Origin of the sequence: Rhodoferax sp. (genome assembly GCF_037143375.1) — a bacterium.
Lineage (GTDB): Bacteria > Pseudomonadota > Gammaproteobacteria > Burkholderiales > Burkholderiaceae_C > Rhodoferax.
In genome coordinates this window covers 12,090-34,339 of sequence record NZ_JBAWYV010000030.1, presented here as the reverse complement: position 1 = coordinate 34,339, position 22,250 = coordinate 12,090, and the positions used below count along the sequence as shown (strand labels likewise).

The following is a 22,250-nucleotide window of genomic DNA, read 5'->3' as shown; positions in this document are numbered from 1 at the left end:
CCCAGCCCAGTGCAGCAAAGCGCCTGGCGTTGTCACCCCACTCCTTGCCATCCGGGCCCAAATACGGATTACCCAAGCGCTCAAACAGAAGGGGCGATTGCACCAGATACAGCGGCATTTCAAGGCCCGGCAAGGCGGCCAACCCGATACTGACCACCGGCAGTTCAGGCCCAAGCCCCCAAGGCGCAGCTATTGCCAGGGTGGCAACAGGTTGGGTGGCGCTTGCGGCTCGGGCGATGGACGGAAAAGCCGGCATCAGCAAACGCACATCGCAGCCCAGGGCCACAAGCGCCGGGGGCAACCCGGCACTGACATCTGCCAAACCACCCGTTTTCAGAAATGGAAAGAGTTCTGTGCAGACGTACAAAACTTTCACTTTTCACCCTCCTCCAAAGCAGCCACCATGGCACTGGTTACCAGCACGACACCTTCTGGACTGAGGTGAAAGCGCCGCGCATCTTCGACAGCGTCATATCCAATCGTCATACCATCCGGAATTTTGCAACCCTCGTCAACCACGACCTTGCGTAAACGGCAATGGCGCCCGACATCGGCCCCGGGCAGGATGACAGACGCTTCGACACTGCTGAAAGAATGAACTTTGACGCCCGTGAACAACACCGATTTGCGCACCAGAGCACCTGAAATGATGCATCCGCCGCACACCAGGGAATCCACCGCCATGCCCCGACGCCCGTCGTCGTCAAAGATAAATTTAGCAGGGGGAGAGGTCGGCTGATAGGTCCAGATCGGCCAGTCCTTGTCGTACAAATCGAGATCCGGGACGATGTCAGTCAAATCGATGTTGCTGGCCCAATAGGCATCGACAGTTCCCACATCGCGCCAGTAAGAGGGCGCACTGGTGTCCGTCTGGACGCATGACAGGTCGAATGAATGGGCCACTGCATCGCCACGAGCCACCATGGCCGGGATCAAGTCCTTGCCAAAGTCATGGCTGGAAGTTGGATCTTTCAGGTCTGCCTCCAGCGCTGCAAACAGATACTCGGCGTTGAATACATACACACCCATACTGGCCAGCGCCTGGTCGGGGTGGTCCACCATCGGTTGCGGATGGGCTGGTTTCTCATCAAATTGGGTAATTCGACGCGACTCATCCACCGTCATGACACCGAAGGCTGTCGCTTCCGCCAGTGGTACCTGAATGCAGGCCACTGTGCATTGACCTCCCTGCTCCACATGGTCTTCGATCAAGCTGGCGTAATTCATCTTGTAAACGTGATCGCCGGCCAGCACCAGGATGTATTTGGGGTCGTGCTCGCGCAAGATATCCAGGTTCTGGAAAACAGCATCTGCGGTGCCCCGGTACCAGGACTCTTCATCCACGCGTTGCTGCGCAGGCAGCAAGTCAATAAACTCATTGACCTCGTTGCGCAAGAACGACCAGCCATGTTGCAAATGCCGCAACAGGCTGTGCGATTTGTATTGCGTCAGGACGCCGATACGGTGCACCCCGGAGTTGACGCAGTTGGACAGCACGAAGTCAATAATGCGGAATTTGCCACCAAAGTGGACTGCCGGTTTGGCGCAGTTTTCAGTCAGGTCGTGCAGGCGTGAACCCCTTCCCCCCGCCAGTACAAGGGCAATGGTCCGGCGAACCGGGCGGTGATGAGCAGTGCTTTTCATAAGAATCCTCAGAAGTTAAAGGGTTCGGCAATCAGGTTATCACAGCACGGTTGCGGCCGTGTGCGCGAGTCAGATTGGCCAGTCGCTCGGCCTGATCTCCCACCTGACGCCACTCGAAACGCCATTGCCAGCACCCTTGAGACAAGCCCGGTGTGTTCATGCGGTGGGCGCCATCAAGCCCCAACACATCCTGCAACGGGAAAATCACGGTGCCAGCCACCGATTGCGAAAGTGACTGCATCATGGCCCAATGGATCTCGGTGTCTACCAAAGGCCCCAGGTAAGAGCGTGCAGCAAAACGCTCAGACTCATTGGCGGTTTGCCACCACCCCTGGGAGGTGTCGTTGTCATGGGTTCCTGTGTACGCCACGGTTTGAGTATCAAAGTTATGCGGCAGGTAGGGGTTGTCTGACGTATCGCCAAAGGCAAACTGCATGACCCGCATTCCTGGAAATCCGCAGTCCTGACGCAACCGGGTCACCTCGTGGGTGATGATGCCCAAATCTTCAGCAATGATGGGCAGTGGAGCGCTTAGGTGCACACCTCGAGCGGTGGCAAGCGCATCAAACAAAGGCTTGCCGGGGCCCTGACGCCAATGACCTGCGGCTGCCGTGGGCTCACTGGCTGGAATCTCCCAATAAGACTCAAAGGCCCGGAAATGGTCCAATCGAACCACATCCACCATCGACAGCAGATGCCCCAAGCGGGACTTCCACCAAGCAAAGCCATTTGCTGCCATGGCATCCCAACGGTACAAAGGATTACCCCAGCGCTGTCCGGTTTCGCTGAAGTAATCAGGCGGCACACCTGCGACCACGATCGGCTCGCCCTGCGCATCCAACTGAAACAAGTCAGTATTAGCCCAAACATCTGCACTGTGGTGCGCTACAAAAATGGGGGCGTCACCCACTATATAGACGCCACGTGCATGTGCATAGTCTCTTAAACGCTGCCACTGGACCATGAACCGCCACTGGATAAAACTGAAAAACCCCAGGTCATCCACACACTCGGCAGCAGCCTCAGCCAGCGCCTTGGGCTCGCTTTGCGCCAGTGCTGTGGGCCACTGGGTCCAGGGTGCGCCATGGCGTTTTTCTAAGGCCATGAACAGGGCGTAACCCTCCAGCCAATGGGATTGCTGAGCCCGAAAAGACTCAAACTCAGCCCAATCAGCAGGCTGCGTTTTCAGCAAAAACCCCTGCCATGCCTCCTTCAAACGTCCCATACGGTAAGGTGCCACGCGCTCAAAGTCACAACGTTCTGGCTCAAACGCGCCATCTGGCTGGGGTGCCAACCAGCCGCTTCGCACCAAGTCATTGAGGTCAACCAATAAGGGGTTGCCGGCAAACGTCGACGGGCTGTAGTACGGAGAGTCTCCCAACCCAACCGGCGTGAGCGGCAAGATTTGCCAGAGCCGCTGCCCAGCCGTCAATAGCCAGTCCACAAAATGGTAAGCCTCTATCCCAAGATCGCCCGAGCCATGAGCCCCGGGGAGTGAGGTGATGTGCAGTAAAACACCACTGGTACGCTGTGACAGGAGAGAAGGGTTGGCCAAGGACATTAGTGTGGAGTCTTTCAAGTTAAAAGGATTGCGCCCAATGGCTGCACAAGCCCGATCAGGGAACGGGGGGGAATCACAAGTTGATCAGCGCAAGCTGTCGCGGATGCCCACTGGCTTTGAGGCAGGACCCGCGCCGCCGAACTGTCCAGCACAGGCGTCCAGTTTCCGGGTGGCAAGGTAAAAGCGAGCGCTTGTGCAGAAGGGTGAAACAGCAGCAGCCAACGCTCAGTCGCTTCAGCGCCCTCGTCGCCGACCTCGATCAGACAAGCAAAACTTCGAAAGTGGTCGTCTTCCCATTCGGCAATGGTCAACGCCGCCCCAGCCGGGCTGTGCCATGAAATCGTCCCCGGCGTGAACCAGTTTGAATGGCGCAAGGCCGAGTGGTCTTGTCGCAGGTGAATCAATCCCGCCACAAATTCGGTCAATTCAGTGTCAGCGCCCGGCCAGTCCAGCCACGAGGTCTCGTTGTCCTGGCAGTAGGCATTGTTGTTGCCCTGCTGAGAATGCCCGAGTTCATCACCCGCTAGCAACTGGGGAATGCCTTGCGAGCAGAACAAGGTGCTCAGCAAGGCTCGCCGCCATTGACCCCTAACCGCCAGCACGTTGGCGTCTAATGTGGGCCCTTCAATGCCTGCGTTGGCGCTGAGGTTGTGGTTGTGTCCGTCGCGGTTGTCTTCCCCGTTGATTGCGTTGTGCTTGTGGCTGAAAGAGGTCAGGTCAGCCAGCGTCATGCCGTCATGCGCGGTGACCATGTTGATGCTGGCCAACGGGCTACGCCCGCCCTGGCCGAGCAAGTCGCTAGAGCCGGTCAGCCGCCGGGCAAAGTCACCACGCGTGCTGTCAAACCCCAACCAGAAAGCCCGGGTGGTATCCCGAAAGCGGTCGTTCCATTCTTGCCACCGGGGCGGAAACTGCCCGAGCTGGTAGCCGTTGGGACCAACATCCCAAGGTTCGGCAATGAGCTTGACCCCGGCCAGTACCGGGTCTTGCCCGATGGCCACCAGCAGCGCCGACATTGGATGAAAACCGTGCTGAAGCACCGGATCACGAGCCAGCGAGGTCGCGAGATCAAAGCGAAAACCATCCACGCCAAATGCTTGGACCCACCAGCGCAGGCTGTCCATCACCAGTTGCACGCCCCCGGGTTGCGACAGGTTGAGACTGTTCCCGCAACCACTGAAATTATGGTACTGCCCGTTGGCATCCAGTGAATACCAACTGGTGTTATCCAGACCGCGCCAGCTTAGGGTGGGTCCAAAAGTATCGCTTTCGGCACTGTGGTTAAAGACCACGTCCAGCACCACTTCCAGACCTTGCTGATGAAGCTGCTCCACCATGTGACGAAACTCGCTGCGCTCGTCGCTGAACGTTCCGCTGGCGTAGCGCGGCTCCGGGATGAAGTAACCCAGCGTGTTGTAGCCCCAATAGTTGTGCAAGCCTTTTTTGAGCAGATGGGCTTCAGTGATGAATAACTGTACCGGCAACAAGCACAGCGTGGTGATGCCCAGCCGCTGGTAATGCGCCAGCATCGGCGAGCTGACCAGCCCGGTATAACTGCCACGGACCTCGTGAGGCACATCAGGATGGCGCTGGGTCAGGCCTTTGACATGGGCTTCATACAGCACGGTGTTTACCAGCGGCACTTGCGGGCCGGGCGTCATCTGAGAACCTGCCAACAACTCCGCTTTCAGGTCCACCACCTGCGATTTGGGCATGCGGGCGGCGTTGTCGTGGGGGTCTGGCTCTGCGTCCAGCACTGCTGCCCGGCCATCCATCGGTCCGAGGTAATCCCGTTCCAGCGACAAACGCTGGGTGTCTCCTACCAGCGCCCGGGCAAAAGGATCGATCAGCAACTTGGCCGGATTAAAACGCTGCCCGCGATTCGGTTGGTACGGCCCATGGGCGCGCAGGCCGTAAAGCTGCCCGGCCCTAAGACCAGCGACAAAACCGTGCCAGACGCCCTGGGTGCCATTGAACAAAGGAACCCGGGCCAACTCCACAGCGCCCAGTTCGTCATAAAGACAAATGTCAATCTGTTCAGCGTGGCGCGAAAAGACCGCAAAATTCACCCCGTCGCGGCCTTTCACGGTCAGGCAACTGGCGCCCAGCGGAAACGCCTGCCCCGGCTCGCTCAACCAGGTTTGCGGTGGCGTAGCGGCAAATGTCATGTAGCGGACTCAGGACACAGCCACAACACACCCAAGGGCGGCAGGCTTAAGACCACCGAGTGGGCGTGTCCTTGCCAAGACACCGGCTCAGACGCCACCGAATCCCCATTGACGACACCGCTACCGCCATAACAACTCAAATCACTGTTAAGTAACTCTTTCCAGCGACCGCCTTGGGGCACGCCCACACGGTAACCATGCCGGACCACCGGCGTCATGTTGCAGATCACAACAATTTGCTGCTGAAACGAAACGCCATAGCGCGCAAAACTGAAAATCGACTGTGCCCGGTCTTCCACATCGATCCACCGGAACCCAGAGGGATCATCATCTTTTGCATAAAGGGCGGAGTGTGTGCGGTAGATCAGGTTAAGGTCGCGCACCAGTCGTTTCACACCCGCGTGGGCCGGATTATCCAGAACGCCCCAATCGAGTTCGGCGTCGTGATTCCATTCACGCTCCTGCGCCAACTCACTCCCCATGAACAGCAACTTGCGACCAGGGTGGGCATACATCAAGGCGTACAAAGCGCGCAGATTGGCGCGCTTTTGCCAAGAATCACCCCACATCTTGCCGTACAAGGACCCCTTGCCGTGAACTACTTCGTCATGCGACAAGGCCAGCACGTAATGTTCGCTATAGGCATACATCATGGCAAAACTGATGCGATCATGGTGATAGGGTCGATGCACCGGGTCCTGCCCGAAATAGGCCAGGGTGTCGTGCATCCAGCCCAGATTCCACTTGTAATTGAACCCCAACCCGTTCATCCAGGGCGGTGCCGTGACGCCAGGGTAGGCGGTAGATTCTTCGGCCAACGTGATGGCGCCCGGGGCTTCGACACCAATGACCCGGTTCACCTCGCGCAAAAAATTGATGGCCTCGTAATTTTCGCGGCCACCATCTTTATTGGGAACCCATTCACCATCAGCTCGGCTGTAGTCTCGGTACAACATGGACGCCACCGCGTCCACCCGCAACCCGTCAATGCCATAACGTTCGATCCAGAACAAGGCATTGCCCACCAGAAAATTCTGCACTTCATGGCGGCTGAAGTTGTAGATCAGCGTGTTCCAGTCGCAATGAAACCCTTCACGCGGGTCTTGATGTTCAAACTGGGCCGTCCCATCGAATCGGGCGAGGGCATCGGCATCGGCTGGAAAATGGGCTGGCACCCAGTCCAGCAACACTTGCAAGCCAGCCGCGTGGGCTGTCGCTACAAACTGACGAAAAGATTCAGGTGAGCCATAACGAGAGGTGGGTGCATACAAGCCGGTCGGCTGGTAACCCCACGACGCATAAAACGGGTGCTCGTTGATCGGCATGAGTTCGATATGGGTAAAGCCCATCTCCACCACATAGGGCACCAAAGTGCGGGCCAGCTCATCCCAATCTGTCAGCTGCCCATGAGGGCGCCGCCAAGAGCCCACATGCACCTCATAAATGGACATCGGGCCTTTCAAGGCGTTGGCACTGGCTCGCTGGCCGGGCGGCAACAACACCGGCTCGGGCAGCGCCATCACGATGCAGGCGTGGCCGGTGCCCGGCTCGGTACGCAGGGCATACGGATCGATCTTATGAACTGACACCCCGTCGGCCCCGACCATTGCAAATTTGTACAAAGCGCCTTCGCCCACACCGGGAACAAACACCTCCCAGGCGCCACATTCCATGCGATGCTGCATGGCATGCATTTGGGGGTCCCAGTGGTTAAAGTCGCCTATAACGCTGACCTGGCGGGCGTTGGGGGCCCAAACGGCAAACGCGGTGCCAACAACACCACCCAATTCGCAGGGATGCGCGCCCAGTTTCTCCCAAGGCCTTAAATGCCGACCTTCTGCCAGCAACCAGACATCTGTCTCACCAAGCCAAAACGCAGGTGAATGGGAATTTTTTGTGTTTTTCATGAGACAGAGGTGGGTAGGTCGAGTGAATCACCAGGGCTACTTCAAGGGCGGCCTGGCACGGGAAGCCAGCCAAACCAGCACCAGAACCGGCACGCCCAGCAAGGCGGTGGCAACGAAGAAATATTGATAACCGAAAGCGTCAACATAGCGACCTGAGTAGCCCGCCAAAAATTTGGGAGCCAGCAGCATCATAGAGCTGAATATCGCGTACTGCGTTGCAGAGTAGTTGACATTTGTCAAGCTTGATAGATAGGCGATGAACGCGGCAGAGGCAATCCCGCTGGAGAGGTTATCTGCCGAAATTACAAAAATTAGCGACGTGACATCATGGCCACGCCCCCCCAGCCAGGCAAATAGAAGGTTGCTGGCCGCGCTCAGAACAGCACCCAACATCAACACGCGCATCACCCCCAATCGCATCGACAACACACCGCCCACAAACGCACCCGCCAGGGTCATGAGCACGCCGTAAATCTTGGTGACAGTGGCCACTTCATCCTTGGTGTAGCCCATGTCAACATAAAACGGGTTGGCCATGATGCCCATCACGACATCGCTGATGCGGTAAATGGCAATCAACGCCAGAATCAGCAACGCCTGCTTGCCATAGCGACGCAAAAAGTCGGCAAACGGATCAATCAAGGCGCCTTGCAGCCATTCGGCTGCATTTTTGGCCGCTGGCATCGGGCGGCGCATCGGTTCAGGCGACAACAACACCGTCAGCATGCCGAGCAGCATGGAAGCGGCCATGGCGAGGTACGCCGTTTGCCAAGCCCCATGCTGGTAACTCGCAGCACCTGCAACTTCTGCCCAAGCCGCAATCCACAACACCCCGGCGCCCGACCAGATCATGGCCAAACGGTAGCCAGTCTGGTACGCTGCTGCCAGCGCCGCCTGGCGGTCGGCATCGGCCGATTCAATGCGAAAAGCATCCAGCGCAATGTCTTGCGTCGCTGATCCAAACGCCACCGCCAGAGCGCCCCACACCACCGGTTCAAGCGCCACTTTAGGATCGTTAAAGGACATCGCAACCAAGCCCAGCATGACCGCGAGTTGTGCCAGCAGCAACCAACTGCGCCTACGACCCAGCCAACGGGTGAGCAACGGTATCGGCATCCGGTCTACCAGGGGCGCCCAGACCCATTTGAAGGCGTAGGCCAACCCGACCCAGCTCAAGTACCCAATGGTGGTGCGGTCTATGCCAGCTTCACGCAGCCAGAAACTCAGGGTGCCCAGCACCAGCAACAAAGGCAGCCCGGCAGAAAACCCCAGCAGCAGCATCCGTAGCGTGGGCGGCTCCAGGTAAACCTTGAAAGTTGCTAGCCACGAGGGCTTGATTAGGGGGGCATCGGTCGCACTTGAAGTCATCCGGGAATAATACGCGCTGACCTTCTCCTATTTATGTCAGATCATGAACATCATCCAACCCTTTTCGCGGTACTTGCCGCGCGTATTGACCCTGCGGAGTCTGGCGCTTTTGCTGGCCCTGTCACCCGCCGCTTTTCCGGTGGCGATGGCGCGTGATGGCGTCGATGTGGGCGGTAATTCGGCCTTCAGCAAGCTGGTGCCGGCCGAGACAGTGGAGAGTTCGTCGGTCCAGCAATATGCGCAAATGCTGAAGGAGGCTGCCTCTAAAAACGCGCTGGGTGGCAAAGACAACCCCCAAGTGCGGCGGTTGCGCAGTATTGCCCAAAAAATTATTCCGTTTGCGGTTGAATGGAACCCGCGCGCCAAGGACTGGCGCTGGGAAGTCAACCTGATTGGCAGCAAACAGATCAATGCGTTTTGCATGCCGGGCGGGAAAATAGCGTTTTACAGCGGCATCCTGGAGCAACTCAAGCTCACCGACGACGAAGTGGCGATGGTGATGGGCCATGAAGTGGCCCACGCCCTGCGCGAACATGCCCGCGAACGCATGGGCAAAAACGCCGCCACCGGCATTGGTGCCAACCTGATCGGGCAGATGTTCGGCTTGGGCCAACTCGGCCAGACCGTGACCAACTATGGCGCCCAGTTGCTCACGCTACAGTTCAGCCGCAGTGATGAATCCGAAGCTGATCTGGTGGGCATGGAGCTCGCGGCTCGCGCCGGTTACGACCCTCGGGCCGGCATCACCTTGTGGCAAAAAATGGGCGCCGCCAGCCAAGGTGCGCCACCGCAGTGGCTCTCCACCCACCCGTCTGGCACCTCACGGATTGCCGACATCGAGCTGAATTTACCCAAAGTGATGCCCTTGTATGAGCGATCCAAAAAAACTGACCCCCGAAACCTTCAAGCATTTTAGGGCTCTAGCCCATGTGCCACCTGCGATAGCAGCTATTAAATATATAGCGTTTAATAGCTGCCAAAAAAATCCTCGGCGGGACTATTGAAGCATGAAGGTCTGGTATTCCAGCGCATCGAGTTTTCTGTTCAAGACCCAGATACCGAGCAGCACAGTGACCAGCATGGCCAGAGCGAAACCGTAGCCAAACCAAGCCGCGCCCAGCTTCAATGAAATGGCAGTGAACAGCATATTGGTCAACGGCAAGGTGGCCGTCAGCAGCACCACAGCGCGGCGCTGGTCCAGATAAAACAACACGTTCAGAATGCCAAGCAACACCACCTGCAGGGCGGCACCCACCACCAAAACGTAGAGCAGCGGCAAATACAAACTTGAGATGCCGATCCATTCCAGCAAAACCCCGCCCAGCGCAATGGTGATCAGCACAGCAATGCCCTGGATTTTGGCAATATCAAAAAGGCCGCGCTGCACGTGGTACACCATGTGGTTTCGCATGCGCTCGATGTAGTCAAGGGTGGCGCCTTCGCGCACTGCGTCGTAGAACTTGACGTAGTACTCGACAAAGTCGGTTTCAATCCGAACCAGGAAAATTGCCATGCCGGGGATGACCGACAGATAGGATAAAAAGATAGGAAAGTCGTAAATCACCGACGCATGCAGCGGGCCAATCACGGCCTGGCCGGTGCTGGGGTAGTACCAGAACATGAGCTTGTCGACCCAGGCACCCAGATTGAACAGGAAGCCCGCCGCCATCAGGCTGATGTACATGGCACCGGGCTGCCAGATGTCAAACGCAATGATGCGATCCGAGTGGTAGTTGCGATACACCAGCCAGATCATGCCCATCAGCAGCAGGTAATGGCCCAGCACAAATCCGAGCAGCAAGCCCTCCATGCCAAGCGAGCGCTGAAACAGCAGCGCCAGCAAGAGCGTGGCGCTGTAGCCCAGAAAGAAAATCAACACAATGGCACGGTAGTGTTTCATGCCGGTGAGAAACACAGTGGCAATCCAGATCGCCGACATCACCGCCAGGCCCATCACAAACAGCAAGCGGTACAGCACCGTTTGTTCGGGAAACATGAAGGCCACAAACGGCAAAGCCAGCACAATACTCAGGCTGACAGCCGCCAGAATCAACCCATTGAAGTTGGGCAGTATGGCCGCTTCGTCCTTGGCAAAAGTGCGGTCGGCGACAAAGCGCGTGAACGACAACTGGACGAATCCGGTCAGGATCAGCGAGATCAGAAACAGATAGGTCACAGTCACCTGAAACTGGGCAATCGCAATTTTGGGGAACACCACACCCAGACTGAACAGACCAATCAGCATGATGCCTACGATGGACAACACCCAAGGACCAGAGCTGATGATGCCGGCAAAGGCATAGGCCTGAATCAGACCGGCATAGGTCTGCTTCTTGAGCAGTTTGCGCAGTTCGAAGCCTATGCCTGCCATTTGAAATTCTTCTCGTAAAGTGCACCATAGCGCTCGAACATCATGTCCTGGGAGTAGTATTTTTCAACCCGTTTGACCGCCGCTTCACTGGCATGCTGCCACGCCTGCGGGTTCGTGAGCAGAGCCAGCGCGGCCTGCCCCAGCGCCTCGGGGTCGGCGATGCGGACCACTTGGCCGGACGCCCCGATGGCCTCGTCCTCACCCGGCAGACCAAAGACCAACTGACGGCAAGAACCCACATCGGTCGAGAGTGTCGGCACGCCGGCGGCGTAGCCCTCCAGAATGACCAGCGGCAACGCTTCGCTAATGGAACTCAGCACCACCAACCCCACTTTGGGCAGCAACTCAGTGAGTTTCTGGAAGCCCAAAAACTTTACCTTATCGCCCAGACCGAGTTGATGTGCAAGCTCACGGCATTCATTGGCGTACTCGGGCGATTCATCTTCGGGGCCGGCAATCCAGGCCTCGGCCTCCGGTAAATGATTGGTCACCGTGCGCATGGCGCGAATGAAGGTTTTGATGTCCTTGATCGGCACCACGCGGCCAATCAGGCACAACACCGGCGGTGGCAGGGCCGACCGCTGCGCGCGCAAGGGGGCGAAGCGTTGAATATCAATGCCGTTGGGGATGTTGGAGGTGCGCTCCATGGGTGCGCCATCCAGCAGTTGTCGCTGTCGGTTGGCCTCGTACAAAGCCACGATGTCATCGGCCGCCTGGTAAGTGACATAGCCCAGATGCTCAAAGAAACGAATCCACAACTGTCGGAAATAACTCACCCGCGAGGGGTCACGCTCAAATACGCTGCGGTTGTCCTTGAGCCACTGAGCCTGATAGAGGTCAATCTTGCGTTCCTTGACGTAAATACCGTGCTCGCTCAGGATAAAGGGGCGCTTGTTGCGGTGCTTCAGTAGCACCCCAAGGATACCGGCGTAACCCGTGGAAACCGCGTGGTAGATGCGAGCCTGCGGGCAGCGAACCGCCACTTCGCGCAACCGCCAGAAAGGTGTGTGCATGTGGCGAACGGTCCAGAAATAATCAACAAACGACGGGTCCGTGCAGCGACTGCGGTAACTTTTCTTGATAAATTCCCAAGACTCCGGACTGTAGAGAAACACCTCGTGGCTGACCTTGCCATCGGGCCCGGCCTCATCCATCAAACCTGCGAACAGTTCCGCGCAATCAGGGTGCTTCATGTCGGTCTCGAACAGCTTGTGCACACACTCCACCATGGGCATGGTTTCGGGTGCAGCATGCACTGGCATCACCGGGGGGTTGTCCTGAGGCTCATAAAGATAAGTCGCTTCCAGATGCACCAGGTTGTCAGGCAAAGCGTATCGCATGTCGCCATAGTCTTCGGGACGGCTTCCCAGAAAAATAGCGCCAAACCGGACCTCCGGAAACCCGCGGATGATTTGATTGACCCAGCTCGATACCCCGCCGGCCACGAAAGGAAAAGTTCCTTCGAGCAGGAGCATCACATCCACGCTGTCAGCGCGTGGGAAAACGGGTTTAGATGTGGGGGAGGTATCTGCGGTCACTGAAATTACTCACTTGGTCTCGGCCGGTCCAGAAATCTGCAATGGCGCGTGTTTTGGAGGACACATTGAGCTCGACGAGTTGTTGCATGTACAGCTTCACCTGGGCGAACTCGTGACGTTTGAAGGCTATTTCAGCCAGGTACGGCAAGGCCGAGATTTGCGGCTGACCCAAGGCCAGCGCTGCCTTGATGGCGGCGTCGGCAGCATCGACCTCGCCTTGGGCCAGCAAAATGCGGCCTTTAAGGAACATCGGTCCCGATTGAGGTGGCAGCCCCAGATCAAGCGCTGCGACGAGGTATTGGCGGGCCTGTCCCAGGATGTGGTTGCGCAGTTCACCCTGGGCTAGCGAGGCGTAAATCAGCTCCCAATGCAACTCGGCTAGGTGACGCAAGCAGGCGTAGTGCTGCTCGGGGGTCAGCGCATGGGTCAGGATTTCACGCTCATGCTGGATATGCACGGACAGCTTCTTTTCCTCGGCATCGAGCATGCCGAAGGCCACCAGTCGAACGTCATCGGTACTGTCGCCCAGCAACTCTTCCAGGATCGGATTGGAGACCCGATTGGGCACCGCCTGCAAGGTGAGCAGGGACTGCATGCGCACCTCGCTCGGGACATTAGCGCCCAGTCGCGACCGAATGGCGCCCTGCCCGCTGCGGCTATTGTCTTTACCCTGAACGTCGTACACCGGCAAACTCACAGAGACCGGCACCGCTATTGACGATCTATCGGCAGTTTGGCGCAGGGTGGCTCGCGTCATGAACAGCAAGCCAAGGGCGCCTATCACGGGTGCAATGAATGCGAAATCAAACAAAAGGAACCACACCACAACACGTGGCTGCTGAAAACGGGCTGGCATCAAGACATAACAGCAGAACGCCACTACCGCACAAGCCATCGCATGCGCGGTCAAAACGCCCACAAAAATCGTGATGCTGCTGGAAAACATCCAGGGGCTGAAAAAAATTCCGAGGTCGGCCAGCACCGCACCCCAGGCCCAATAGAAGGCATTCATAAGTCGTTCATCCCAGAATGACCCCAGCTAACGCTTGCTGCGGGTCTTCCTGAGCGAAATCGATGGCACGTAAATGAATGCCCAAGGTGTCAAAGTTGCCACCAAAACGGCCTTGCAACCAGGATTCGATACGCAGCAAAAAACCGTCCTTGGTCGATGACGAGGCAAACGGCATTAGCACCGCAATCACCGGTTTGCCGTTAACCTGCGTTTGCCAATACAGGTCTATACCGCGCTTGATGCGCAAGAACTCCCCCGGGATTTCTTCACGCTGTGGCCCATTGAAGGTCATGACCACAATGTGACTGGGAATCCCGATTTTTTTCTGCATCAAAATCATGCGGACAAATTCTTCAGCAAACAAGGCTGGAATGGTCGGCAAGCGCTGCTGCAGCAGGTGCACGCCCGGGGCATGCCGCAGGTTGTCGGCGTAGTAAGCCAGGATGGCCGACATCATCTGCAGATTTTCGACATTGAGTGAGAAAAATGGCATTCGGGTCACCACCAGCACGCCGACCAAGGTGTCGTCACCGGCCAGCAGCGGTGCCACCACCAGGTGCTGGCTCTGGCGCTCCAGACTAACCTCCCGGCTGGCGATGTGTGCCAGGCTGCAGGACTCAATCGCCAACAGCAGCAATTCATCATCCGGGGCAAGGTCGACGGCCTCGCCCAGGCTCGCCACCCGCTCGCCCAGCACCGTGTTCAAACCTTGAGGCTTGAGGGTGTACAGGGTCGCCGATTCAATATTGACGTACTGGGACAGCAACTGCAACAAGCCAGTCGCCCCCGGCATGGGCAACGCAGTGGGATTGCCCTCGATAGCAATCAAACGCAGGCGTGCCAATGCATCCCGCAAGGAACCCGGACGGGCCAGCATTTCCTGCTCCAGTCGATCATGGGACAGGTTCAACAGCAGGTGCCGTTTGGTGAGCCGGGACAAGCGCTCGGTCACATACAGGTAAGTTTCCTCCATGCGCAAATTACGATCCCGCCAGACATCACTGAACTCCCCGCACACCAGCACCAGCAAGCCCCCGCCAAAAAAATACTCAGGCGCAAAATCCTTGCCCGTCAAGCCCCAATGGTTGGCCAGCAAGCCGTTGAGCAGCAAGGGAATGCTGGCCAGCAAGCCCGGCATCACGCCGTAGCGCAACGCCACCAAAACGGGCGCAAACCACAACCAGGGAAACAGGGTCGACGCCAGCATCGGGTCGGCCGGACTGGCCAGCCAGGCCAGACCAATCGCCAACATCGGAATGAGGGCTACCTCCAGCCACTTGGCACGGGCATCAATCTGATCAGGTGCCAGCACTTGCGCCCCAGTCAGCCGTTTGAGGAACCCTGAAAAATCGGAACGTGTCATGGGAAATTATGGAACGATCACTTTGCCATTGGCCAATGGAAGCGTAGTCAACAGTTTCTCAAACAAGGTTTGGGCAACGCCGGACAGCGCTTCACGACTCCATCCGCTTTTGGCACCTGAACCACTCCACACCACGCGGTCGTTGCTCAGATCGATAACTTTCAGCGTAACGCCAGCAGCCGGCTCGCCATCGATGCCGGTTTTATAGCGCCACTCCTCCACGCTGCCGGTCACGGCAAAGCGGGCGCCTTGCTCGCGGGCCCACTTTTGAGCATCGTCACTGATCTTGCGCTCGGTCGGCTCGAACAGACTGTCACGCGACAGCAGGGCGGGGTAGTGCTGCAAGGTGTTGATGCCACGGCGACGCAACTGGTGCTCCAGCATGGCCTCAGCCGATAGCGCAGCTTGGGGCGTGTCGGTATTGTTGGCCAACGGCAGCAAGGCCCACTTGGCTTGCGCATCAAGGGTCTCGATGTCGGCGCTGGACTGAATGGTGGTTGAGCACCCAGCCAGCAGGAGAACAGCCAGGCCGAGCAGTAGGTTTTTTAGTGGCTTCATGATGTGGTCTTCCTAAAAGTAATGTCGGTAACGAATCGCCAATGAGCGGGTCATGCTGCTGCCAGCCACAATCCCCTCACTGTTTTTTTGCAGGGTCACGGACAGGTGATCTTCACCGGTCAGAGATCCTGCCATGCCCAGAATGCCGGTGTAACCCTCGGTGCCGGCGGTATTGTGACTGAGGCAAAAATCCCCAAACGGCCGCCAGGCGCGGCTGTAAACAGTCTGCATATTTTGACCCGCCAGGTTTTCCCCCATGCTGACACAGGCGCCCCAGTTAGTGCTGCCTTCAGGGATAAAAAACGCCACAGGATCAAAGGCATCATTGGCAATGGCATCCCGCACCGATTGCGGCAATGCCGCTTTGGAGGCTTCGCTCAGAGTACCTTCATGCGAAGAGCGCTGGTAGTTGGCAAAGGCCCGCACGCGCCAGTCCGGGTACTCGGTGCGAAGGCGGTACCCGGCTTCCAGGTCTAGCGCGCGACCACTGCCGAGGTAGTCACCCCACTGGGTGTAGTAGCGGCTGGCACGCGGCGCAATCCGAAGGTATTCCCGTTTTCCCAAGGTGTAGTTCAGGCTGGCGTGCACCGCATTTTCATAGCCAAAGACCTGCAGGGGCAGGCTGAGGGTCGAGTCCGTGTGGTAATCCAACCCGGCTTCCAGGTTGATGCGACTGTTCCATTGCAGACTCTGACTCATACGCAAGCCGTTGGTGCCCTGCAATTCCTCACGCCTGAAAATAGTCAAACTGCTCTCAGCTCGATCGCCCATCCAGCGAACCTCCACGCTCTTGAGATGATCAGCTTGCGGCGCGGCCCACGTGGCGATCGGATTAGCAGGCGTCGCAGGACTCGATTCATCGCTGGACTGCCCCATGCGGGCGCCACCCAGAATGACGTGCAACTTGGGGCGAATGACCAACCGCGTCTCCCACTGCAGACCTTGACTGACCACCGGGCCCATACGGACATTCTGGTTTTCTACAGACCCCAACTCTTCCGTGACAGCGCGCAATTGAATGTAATTGGCCTGGAGGGGAATGTGCTGGCGATAACGGTCATGCAGGGACTCATCGTCGTTCTGAGCTTCCATGCCCTTGAACGCGACGTCCTGGGCTTGCTTGACATGACCCAGCGCATAGGCGGTGTCATACCGGTTGTAAATAGGCAAGCCTTCGCTATTTTTGCGCAGCAAACGGCTCATGGTGGATGTCTCACCCAATTGCAAGGCCACCTGCGAGTCAGCCCACAAGGGCGGCGCCGTCTGGCTTTGGCGCGCAAAGCGCAACCACATCCAGGCCCGGGCGCTGGCAAATTGTTCCTTGACGATTGCCCAGCCCAGCACCAGTGTTGCCGTTTGGCCATCGTCGGACGGATCGGTCGCGCCCCCCCTCAACTGGCTGGACAACTGGCGCACCAACTGCAGGCCAGGGTCCCCCGGCTGATTGAGCAAGGCGAGTCGAACCATGGCCAGCAACTCCGGGTTTTTTCCCAGTTTTTGCAAATTCTGGGCTTGTGGGAATTTTTGCTTGAGGCTCAGCCAGGCATGCAGGCGTACCCGCTCGGCCATGCCCGCCTGCTGACTGCGTTCCAGTGCATCGGCGTAATTGAGCAACACCAGTGGATCTTCCGAAGCACGCCCGATTTCCCGGGCGTACCAAGTGGCCGCTATGCGGTGCCGATCCAACACCTGGTTGGCGGCCGCGAAGGCCAACCAGTAGGCCGGATCTTTGGCGGCCTGAGGCGCATAGCGTTGCAGGGCCGAGGACAATTCAACGACGCGTTGTTCATCAATCAAAAACCAGAGCGAAGCCAAAACGACTTCGTTGTCAGCCGGATTTTTTTGCAATGCGCGGCGCAAATCATTCCAAGCCAGGTCCGGCTTTTTCTGACGCTGCTGAAACTGGGCGCGAATCAGTAAAAACCGTACTTCTTCTTCCGCCTTGGCCCGCTCTTCGGCGTTCATTGACTTGAAAACCCGGGCCAATGCTGGGGAGTCGTTGATCTCGGCGTAAATACCCAGACCCAGCACCAACTGGTCAAGCGCCCCATAACGTCGGTACGCCTCCAGCGCCAACCCGGCAGCTTGCACTGGGTGTTTTTGCCTTACCAGAAATACCAGCCGAGACCAATCGGCCGCGGTGGCCTCTTGCGTCTGGGTATAGCGCTGGTAGGCCGCTTGCGCGGCATCGTAATCACGCAACTCCCAGGCAATCTGGCTCAACAGTCGCCAGAACTCCGCGGCATCGGCGGGCACTTGACTTTCCTGGGATTGCATCAGGACAAGGGCCTCGGCCATGTGATCCCGACGAATCAAAATCACTACCGCGCGCAGCACCATGTCCATCGAAAAAGGGGCCATGGGGGTCCGCTGTGCAAACAAGGCACCGGCCCGCTCGTCCTCACCGGCGTTCTCCGCCAGCCTCGCTGCGTATTCCAGCAGCAAGGGAATTCCTTTTTGCTGGAACTGCGCTTCAAAGAAACGCGAGCCCTGGGCCGGCTCCACGATGCTTTCGTAAAGGTCAAAAATATCTTCCCACTGCGCGTCAGTGAGTGACGTGGTTTTTGCCCGAACGGCCCACGCTTGCAGAACGACAGATTGATCCTCCAGTAACGAGGCCAGGCGAATCAACGCCGTGATCGTCTCGTCAGAGTGGTCACCCATCAGAAACAGTGCGCGCCATTGCTCGACGGCCACCACTGGGCGCTGAGTCCATTCGGCCACATGGGCCAGCTTGCGCCGCCAGGCACGGTCTTTGGGCACGTGCTGCACAGCCTGGCTCGCCACTTTAAAGGCGTGTCGCAGGTCACCACTGCCCAGCAGTACGTCATATGCCAATGCAAAATCGTTTTGATTGAAGGGACGCAACACGTCGAGTTCATTCGCACCGGGGGAAGTCGGGCTCAGCGTAGCGAAAGGCATTCGCGACATAGGTACGGGTTGGGCTATTTGCGGCGAAGGCGACGAATCGGTTGGCTGCGCGTAGTCATACTTCCCCACCTTAGGGATGTCAACCGCCAGCGCGGATAAACAAACGGCGCTAAACAGGACGGTCAGAAGTCGCTTGGTTTTCATGGTGCGCGCCCCGGCTTTTGATTCATGAAAACCAACTTGCGCGCATAGCCTGCCGCCTGCGCCGGATCGCCCGCAGCCAAGGCAGTACGTGCCAGGTAGCGCAGCGTAACCGAGTCGTTTTCCAAATTCCCCAGATGCTGGTTCGCCGCCACCAGGGCTTGCTGGAAACGACTGGCAGCCATCAATGCCCCCACACCTTTCTGGAATAAGCGTCTTGAGTCGTCAAGGTTCACGGCCAGATCCCGCGCCATCAAAAAATACTCGGCAGCCAAGCCGTACTGCCTTCTGGCGAGAGCATCTGTACCGTATTGTTCAAGGGCTACGGCCGTCATCACTTCGTGCGCTTGATGCAAGAACTCAAGTCCCAGGGCCGGCAAACTCAACTCAAAGGAAGAAGACGCAAAATGGCGCGCCAGCGATTCCGGGATTTTTTCCTGGGCTGCTTTCTGCAACATATCGGTCAGTTGCTCCCTGAGACGTTTTCGCTCCAAGGCATCCGGATTAGCGGCCAACGCCTTGTCATAGGCTCTACTCATCATGAACCTGGCTTCGGTACGTTGCCGTGAATCACCCGTGATGATCAAAGGCAAGAGCCGCGCTTCCATCGACTCAATGTCCAACACGTTTTGCTGCGACTTGGTAAGCAGGATGGCGGCATCCGCATTATTGGCATCCGCCCGGTACAGGTTTCGGATGTAGGACAGCGTGAGATCGTCCAGGGTTTCCTGGGCATATAGCTTTTCAACCAGCGCTTTACGCGGGAAAATAACGGCCAGCAAAGCCAGCACCAGCAGCGCGACCAAAGCGAGCTGCCAGTTCAATGCCAGGCTAAGACGGGGAATAGCTCCGTCAATGCCGGCATATCGCTTCGAGCGGTCTGGCAACATGGGATTTGATTTCGTAGTAAGACAAACCGGCAGCACGCCGGGCAGGGGAAATATCTTTGCCGCCAATGCGGATACGACAAGTTTCGGCATTGGCTAGCGTGAACTTGAGTGGAACGTGGCCGTCAAGCTGCCACTTCAACCCCTCAGAGGTCGCTGTAAAGCTTTCCACCCGGGCATTGGCCGATACCAACCGGGGCCCTGTGGACTCGGTGGGGCGCAGCACCAATTCAGCGGAATCCCCACTTAAGTGAACGTAGCGCTCACCTTGCCCGTCGCTGAAGCCTGCAACGGCCTGGCTTTTTTGCACATCAGGAAAACCCATGGCAACCGGCAAACGCAAGGTGCGCAGGTCAACTGCACCACGCACCCGCCATCCCAGCGGGGTTCGGGCAATGGCCAACTGTTGAAAATCAAGCACTTTGCGGGCGTACTCGGACACAAATACAGGCGTTGTTTCCTGTGCCAGGGCATAGGCAAATACTTTGTCCAGCGATTTCATGCCCGCATGCTTGGTCGTGATGTAGGTATGAAAGTAAATATCAATCGGTTTGAGTCGGCGCGGTAACTCTGTGAATTCAAACGTCTCGATCACGCGCTCAAACCCATAAAACGGCCCTTTCCACTCATTGGTATAGACGTTCTCATTCTGATTGGGGGCAAAAACCTGAAAACCACCCGCACGGGGCAGGCCCAGCCCTTCAACCTCGGTGACGGTAGGCTGTGAAAGGGTTGCGACGGTGTCACCGCCGTTCATGTTCAACACACCCAGCTTGCGCGTCAGCGCCAGTGCATCGCTGCCAGGCACGCAATCTCCGGTCCAGAAAAACATGTCCACCTTTTTGCCTGGGGGCGCGAGCCGTTCTTCGATGTAACGAATCGAGCCTTCGATTTCCCGCTGAAGGTCAAATTTGTAACCCGGCAGACGCAGGTTGTAGCCTTCACTGCCCTCTGTTGAGCCCACTTTGCGCCAAATAAAGGGATGCGAGTAACTGTGCGAAGCAAGGGCCACGTTGGGCGCCCGAAAGATATCCTGCGCCACCTTTTCGGCCAAGCTGGACATGCTGGGGTACAAACCCTTGGGCGATAGTTCCGCTTCAATCACCGAAATCGTCATGGGCAGCGGGTACTTATTGACAACCCGGTCACGCACCATTTCACCCGCAATCGGGTTGCCGGGCAATTCAGATCGACTGATGAATCCATCGCCATCCATGTGAACCATCAGCATTCGACGCCCGACCTCGGTAGTGACGTCTGGCACGGGCATGACGGGCAATTGCAAAGCCTGCCGCAAAAAACCAAACGGATCAATCACCCACCTATTTCCTGCATCTCCGGGCAAAGTTACAACGGCATACGGCGACATGACGTAACCACCCCAAGGCATCAATGCGGCAGCGACATGTTGATCAACTCCTCGCTTGAGGGTCAGCAAGGGCCGCCCCTGAGATAAAGAGAGTGATAAAAAATCATCCAACTCGTGGCGGGGTACTCGCTCGAAGCCCAGGAGGGCATCCTGCTGGACAATAGAAACTGGTGTAGACGACGCGGGCGGATACCTGAGTTTCAAGCCCAGTGTTTTTCCAAGCGCGCTGTCAAGCAGCAGATTTGACGGGTTGATCAGTGCAAAAGGTACTTTTCCCTCGGCTTGTTTCCCAAGCCATGTGATCAGCTTTTGGCGCTCGCTGGCTTCTGTTTCCTTGGTCAGCCAAAGCACCACGCCGGCATAGCGCCCCGCAAGAGAATATTCTGGCAAATGATGGGGGTCCAAATACTCAGGCAAGTAACCCAGGTAATTGAGTGGCGTTGCGATCAAACGGGCTGAATCGATCGTAGACAACTCATATTCATCCTGCAAGGGGCTATGCACCACCAGCACTTTTCGCGGCATGACTTCAATCGCACCCACCCCCAGCGTGGCGAGATCCGGCGTGGCAACCCAAGGCGTGATACCCAGATCCATGATGCGCCGGGCGGTTTCACGGGCCAGGTCGCGTTGGGCCGAGGGTACGTAATCAATCGCCATCACTGGCAAATGAAATTCGTCACGCACCCGCTTCAACTGACCCAGCAGCCAGGTCCGATCAGCTTCAGAAACCGTGGTGTAACGGCCTTTTCCGGCGTCGTAGCCTTGAAAAAGAGACTCTGCCACCACCGACTCCACCCAGGTGTAGGTGCGGGGCAAGATTTCAAAGCCACGGTTGAATATGAGCCGGGCCTCGGGGTAGCTTTTCTTGACGGCCTGAATCACGGCCACCATGCCGGTTTCCTGCCGCGCTCGTTCTTCAGGGGTTTTGGCAAACAACTGGTAGGAATCCAGCGTATCGAGAAAAAACGTTCGGTAGCCGCTGTCCCACAAGGGCTTGATGAGTTTGTCTGTAAAAAACCGGGGCCACTCGGGCTGGGTCTGATCGATTAGGCGGCTGCCCCAGTCCTTGTTTTCGCCACGCAACCAGGCCTTGGGAATGCTGTCGGCATAGGGACGCGAAGGCTGCACCTCGCCCAGCGCCACGTAGGCGGCCAACCTCGTGTGGGTCAGGGCGGGCAGCTTCGGGTCGGGCACATGGCCGGGGTCGACCACCACCAGATCAAATGCCTGCAATTCACTCCAGGGCGGATTGGCCCCGTAATAAAACGCCACGGCCGGACTGGCGGTGAATGGCGCTGCAGGCGCGGCCATCGCCCGCACACCTAACAGTGTGGCCAGCAAAGACATCAAAACTGTCAACAAACTTTTCAACGAGGGCACTCCATGGCAAGAGCAAAAGGATACACACAGGCTAGAAGCAATTCAATTG

At 57.5% G+C, this 22,250-nt stretch carries 15 protein-coding genes; 1 reads left to right on the top strand and 14 read right to left on the bottom strand.

Going from position 1 to position 22,250, the window contains the following annotated elements; genetic code table 11:
- The 6 genes from WCG50_RS07055 to WCG50_RS07030 all read right to left on the bottom strand — a co-directional run.
- On the bottom strand, positions 1–376 hold a 376-nt coding region (locus tag WCG50_RS07055), incomplete at its 3' end, for a glycogen/starch synthase (protein ID WP_336898880.1).
- On the bottom strand, positions 373–1,644 hold the full coding sequence (gene glgC / locus WCG50_RS07050; RefSeq protein ID WP_336898879.1) for a glucose-1-phosphate adenylyltransferase: 1,272 nt from the start codon (positions 1,642–1,644) through the stop codon (positions 373–375). The genes WCG50_RS07055 and glgC, both read right to left, overlap by 4 nt.
- Before the next feature lie 31 nt (positions 1,645–1,675).
- Positions 1,676–3,205, bottom strand: coding sequence for a 4-alpha-glucanotransferase (gene malQ / locus WCG50_RS07045; RefSeq protein ID WP_336898878.1), 1,530 nt, complete (start codon positions 3,203–3,205; stop codon positions 1,676–1,678).
- A gap of 14 nt (positions 3,206–3,219) precedes the next feature.
- Positions 3,220–5,373 (bottom strand): glycogen debranching protein GlgX, encoded by a 2,154-nt coding sequence (glgX, locus tag WCG50_RS07040; RefSeq protein WP_336898877.1) that lies wholly within the window; start codon positions 5,371–5,373, stop codon positions 3,220–3,222.
- Positions 5,370–7,280, bottom strand: coding sequence for a 1,4-alpha-glucan branching protein GlgB (gene glgB / locus WCG50_RS07035; RefSeq protein WP_336898876.1), 1,911 nt, complete (start codon positions 7,278–7,280; stop codon positions 5,370–5,372). The genes glgX and glgB overlap by 4 nt, the downstream gene beginning before the upstream one ends.
- Positions 7,281–7,316: 36 nt before the next feature.
- A complete protein-coding gene (locus tag WCG50_RS07030; protein WP_336898875.1) occupies positions 7,317–8,648 on the bottom strand; it encodes an MFS transporter in 1,332 nt (443 codons plus the stop codon).
- A 43-nt stretch (positions 8,649–8,691) separates the two neighbouring features.
- Between WCG50_RS07030 and WCG50_RS07025 the strand changes: the two genes are divergently transcribed.
- A complete protein-coding gene (locus tag WCG50_RS07025; RefSeq protein WP_336898874.1) occupies positions 8,692–9,564 on the top strand; it encodes a M48 family metallopeptidase in 873 nt (290 codons plus the stop codon).
- Between the two features lie 81 nt (positions 9,565–9,645).
- Here WCG50_RS07025 and pelG read toward each other — a convergent pair whose 3' ends face one another.
- The 8 genes from pelG to WCG50_RS06985 are packed head-to-tail and all read right to left on the bottom strand — an operon-like array spanning position 9,646 to position 22,168.
- Complete coding sequence (pelG, locus tag WCG50_RS07020) at positions 9,646–11,019, bottom strand: exopolysaccharide Pel transporter PelG (RefSeq protein WP_336898873.1); 1,374 nt, start codon at positions 11,017–11,019, stop codon at positions 9,646–9,648.
- Positions 11,007–12,494, bottom strand: coding sequence for a GT4 family glycosyltransferase PelF (gene pelF, locus WCG50_RS07015; RefSeq protein WP_336898881.1), 1,488 nt, complete (start codon positions 12,492–12,494; stop codon positions 11,007–11,009). The genes pelG and pelF overlap by 13 nt, the downstream gene beginning before the upstream one ends.
- 34 nt (positions 12,495–12,528) lie before the next feature.
- Positions 12,529–13,569 (bottom strand): hypothetical protein, encoded by a 1,041-nt coding sequence (locus WCG50_RS07010; protein WP_336898872.1) that lies wholly within the window; start codon positions 13,567–13,569, stop codon positions 12,529–12,531.
- A gap of 7 nt (positions 13,570–13,576) precedes the next feature.
- Complete coding sequence (locus WCG50_RS07005; RefSeq protein ID WP_336898871.1) at positions 13,577–14,932, bottom strand: PelD GGDEF domain-containing protein; 1,356 nt, start codon at positions 14,930–14,932, stop codon at positions 13,577–13,579.
- A 6-nt stretch (positions 14,933–14,938) separates the two neighbouring features.
- On the bottom strand, positions 14,939–15,490 hold the full coding sequence (locus WCG50_RS07000) for a penicillin-binding protein activator LpoB (protein ID WP_336898870.1): 552 nt from the start codon (positions 15,488–15,490) through the stop codon (positions 14,939–14,941).
- A 12-nt stretch (positions 15,491–15,502) separates the two neighbouring features.
- Positions 15,503–18,565: a tetratricopeptide repeat protein gene (locus tag WCG50_RS06995; protein WP_336898869.1), complete on the bottom strand. Its 3,063-nt coding sequence runs from the start codon at positions 18,563–18,565 to the stop codon at positions 15,503–15,505.
- A complete protein-coding gene (locus WCG50_RS06990; protein ID WP_336898868.1) occupies positions 18,562–19,452 on the bottom strand; it encodes a hypothetical protein in 891 nt (296 codons plus the stop codon). The genes WCG50_RS06995 and WCG50_RS06990 overlap by 4 nt, the downstream gene beginning before the upstream one ends.
- Positions 19,415–22,168, bottom strand: coding sequence for a bifunctional glycoside hydrolase 114/ polysaccharide deacetylase family protein (locus WCG50_RS06985; RefSeq protein WP_336898867.1), 2,754 nt, complete (start codon positions 22,166–22,168; stop codon positions 19,415–19,417). Before WCG50_RS06985 ends, WCG50_RS06990 begins: the two co-directional genes overlap by 38 nt.
- Positions 22,169–22,250 lie beyond the last annotated feature (82 nt).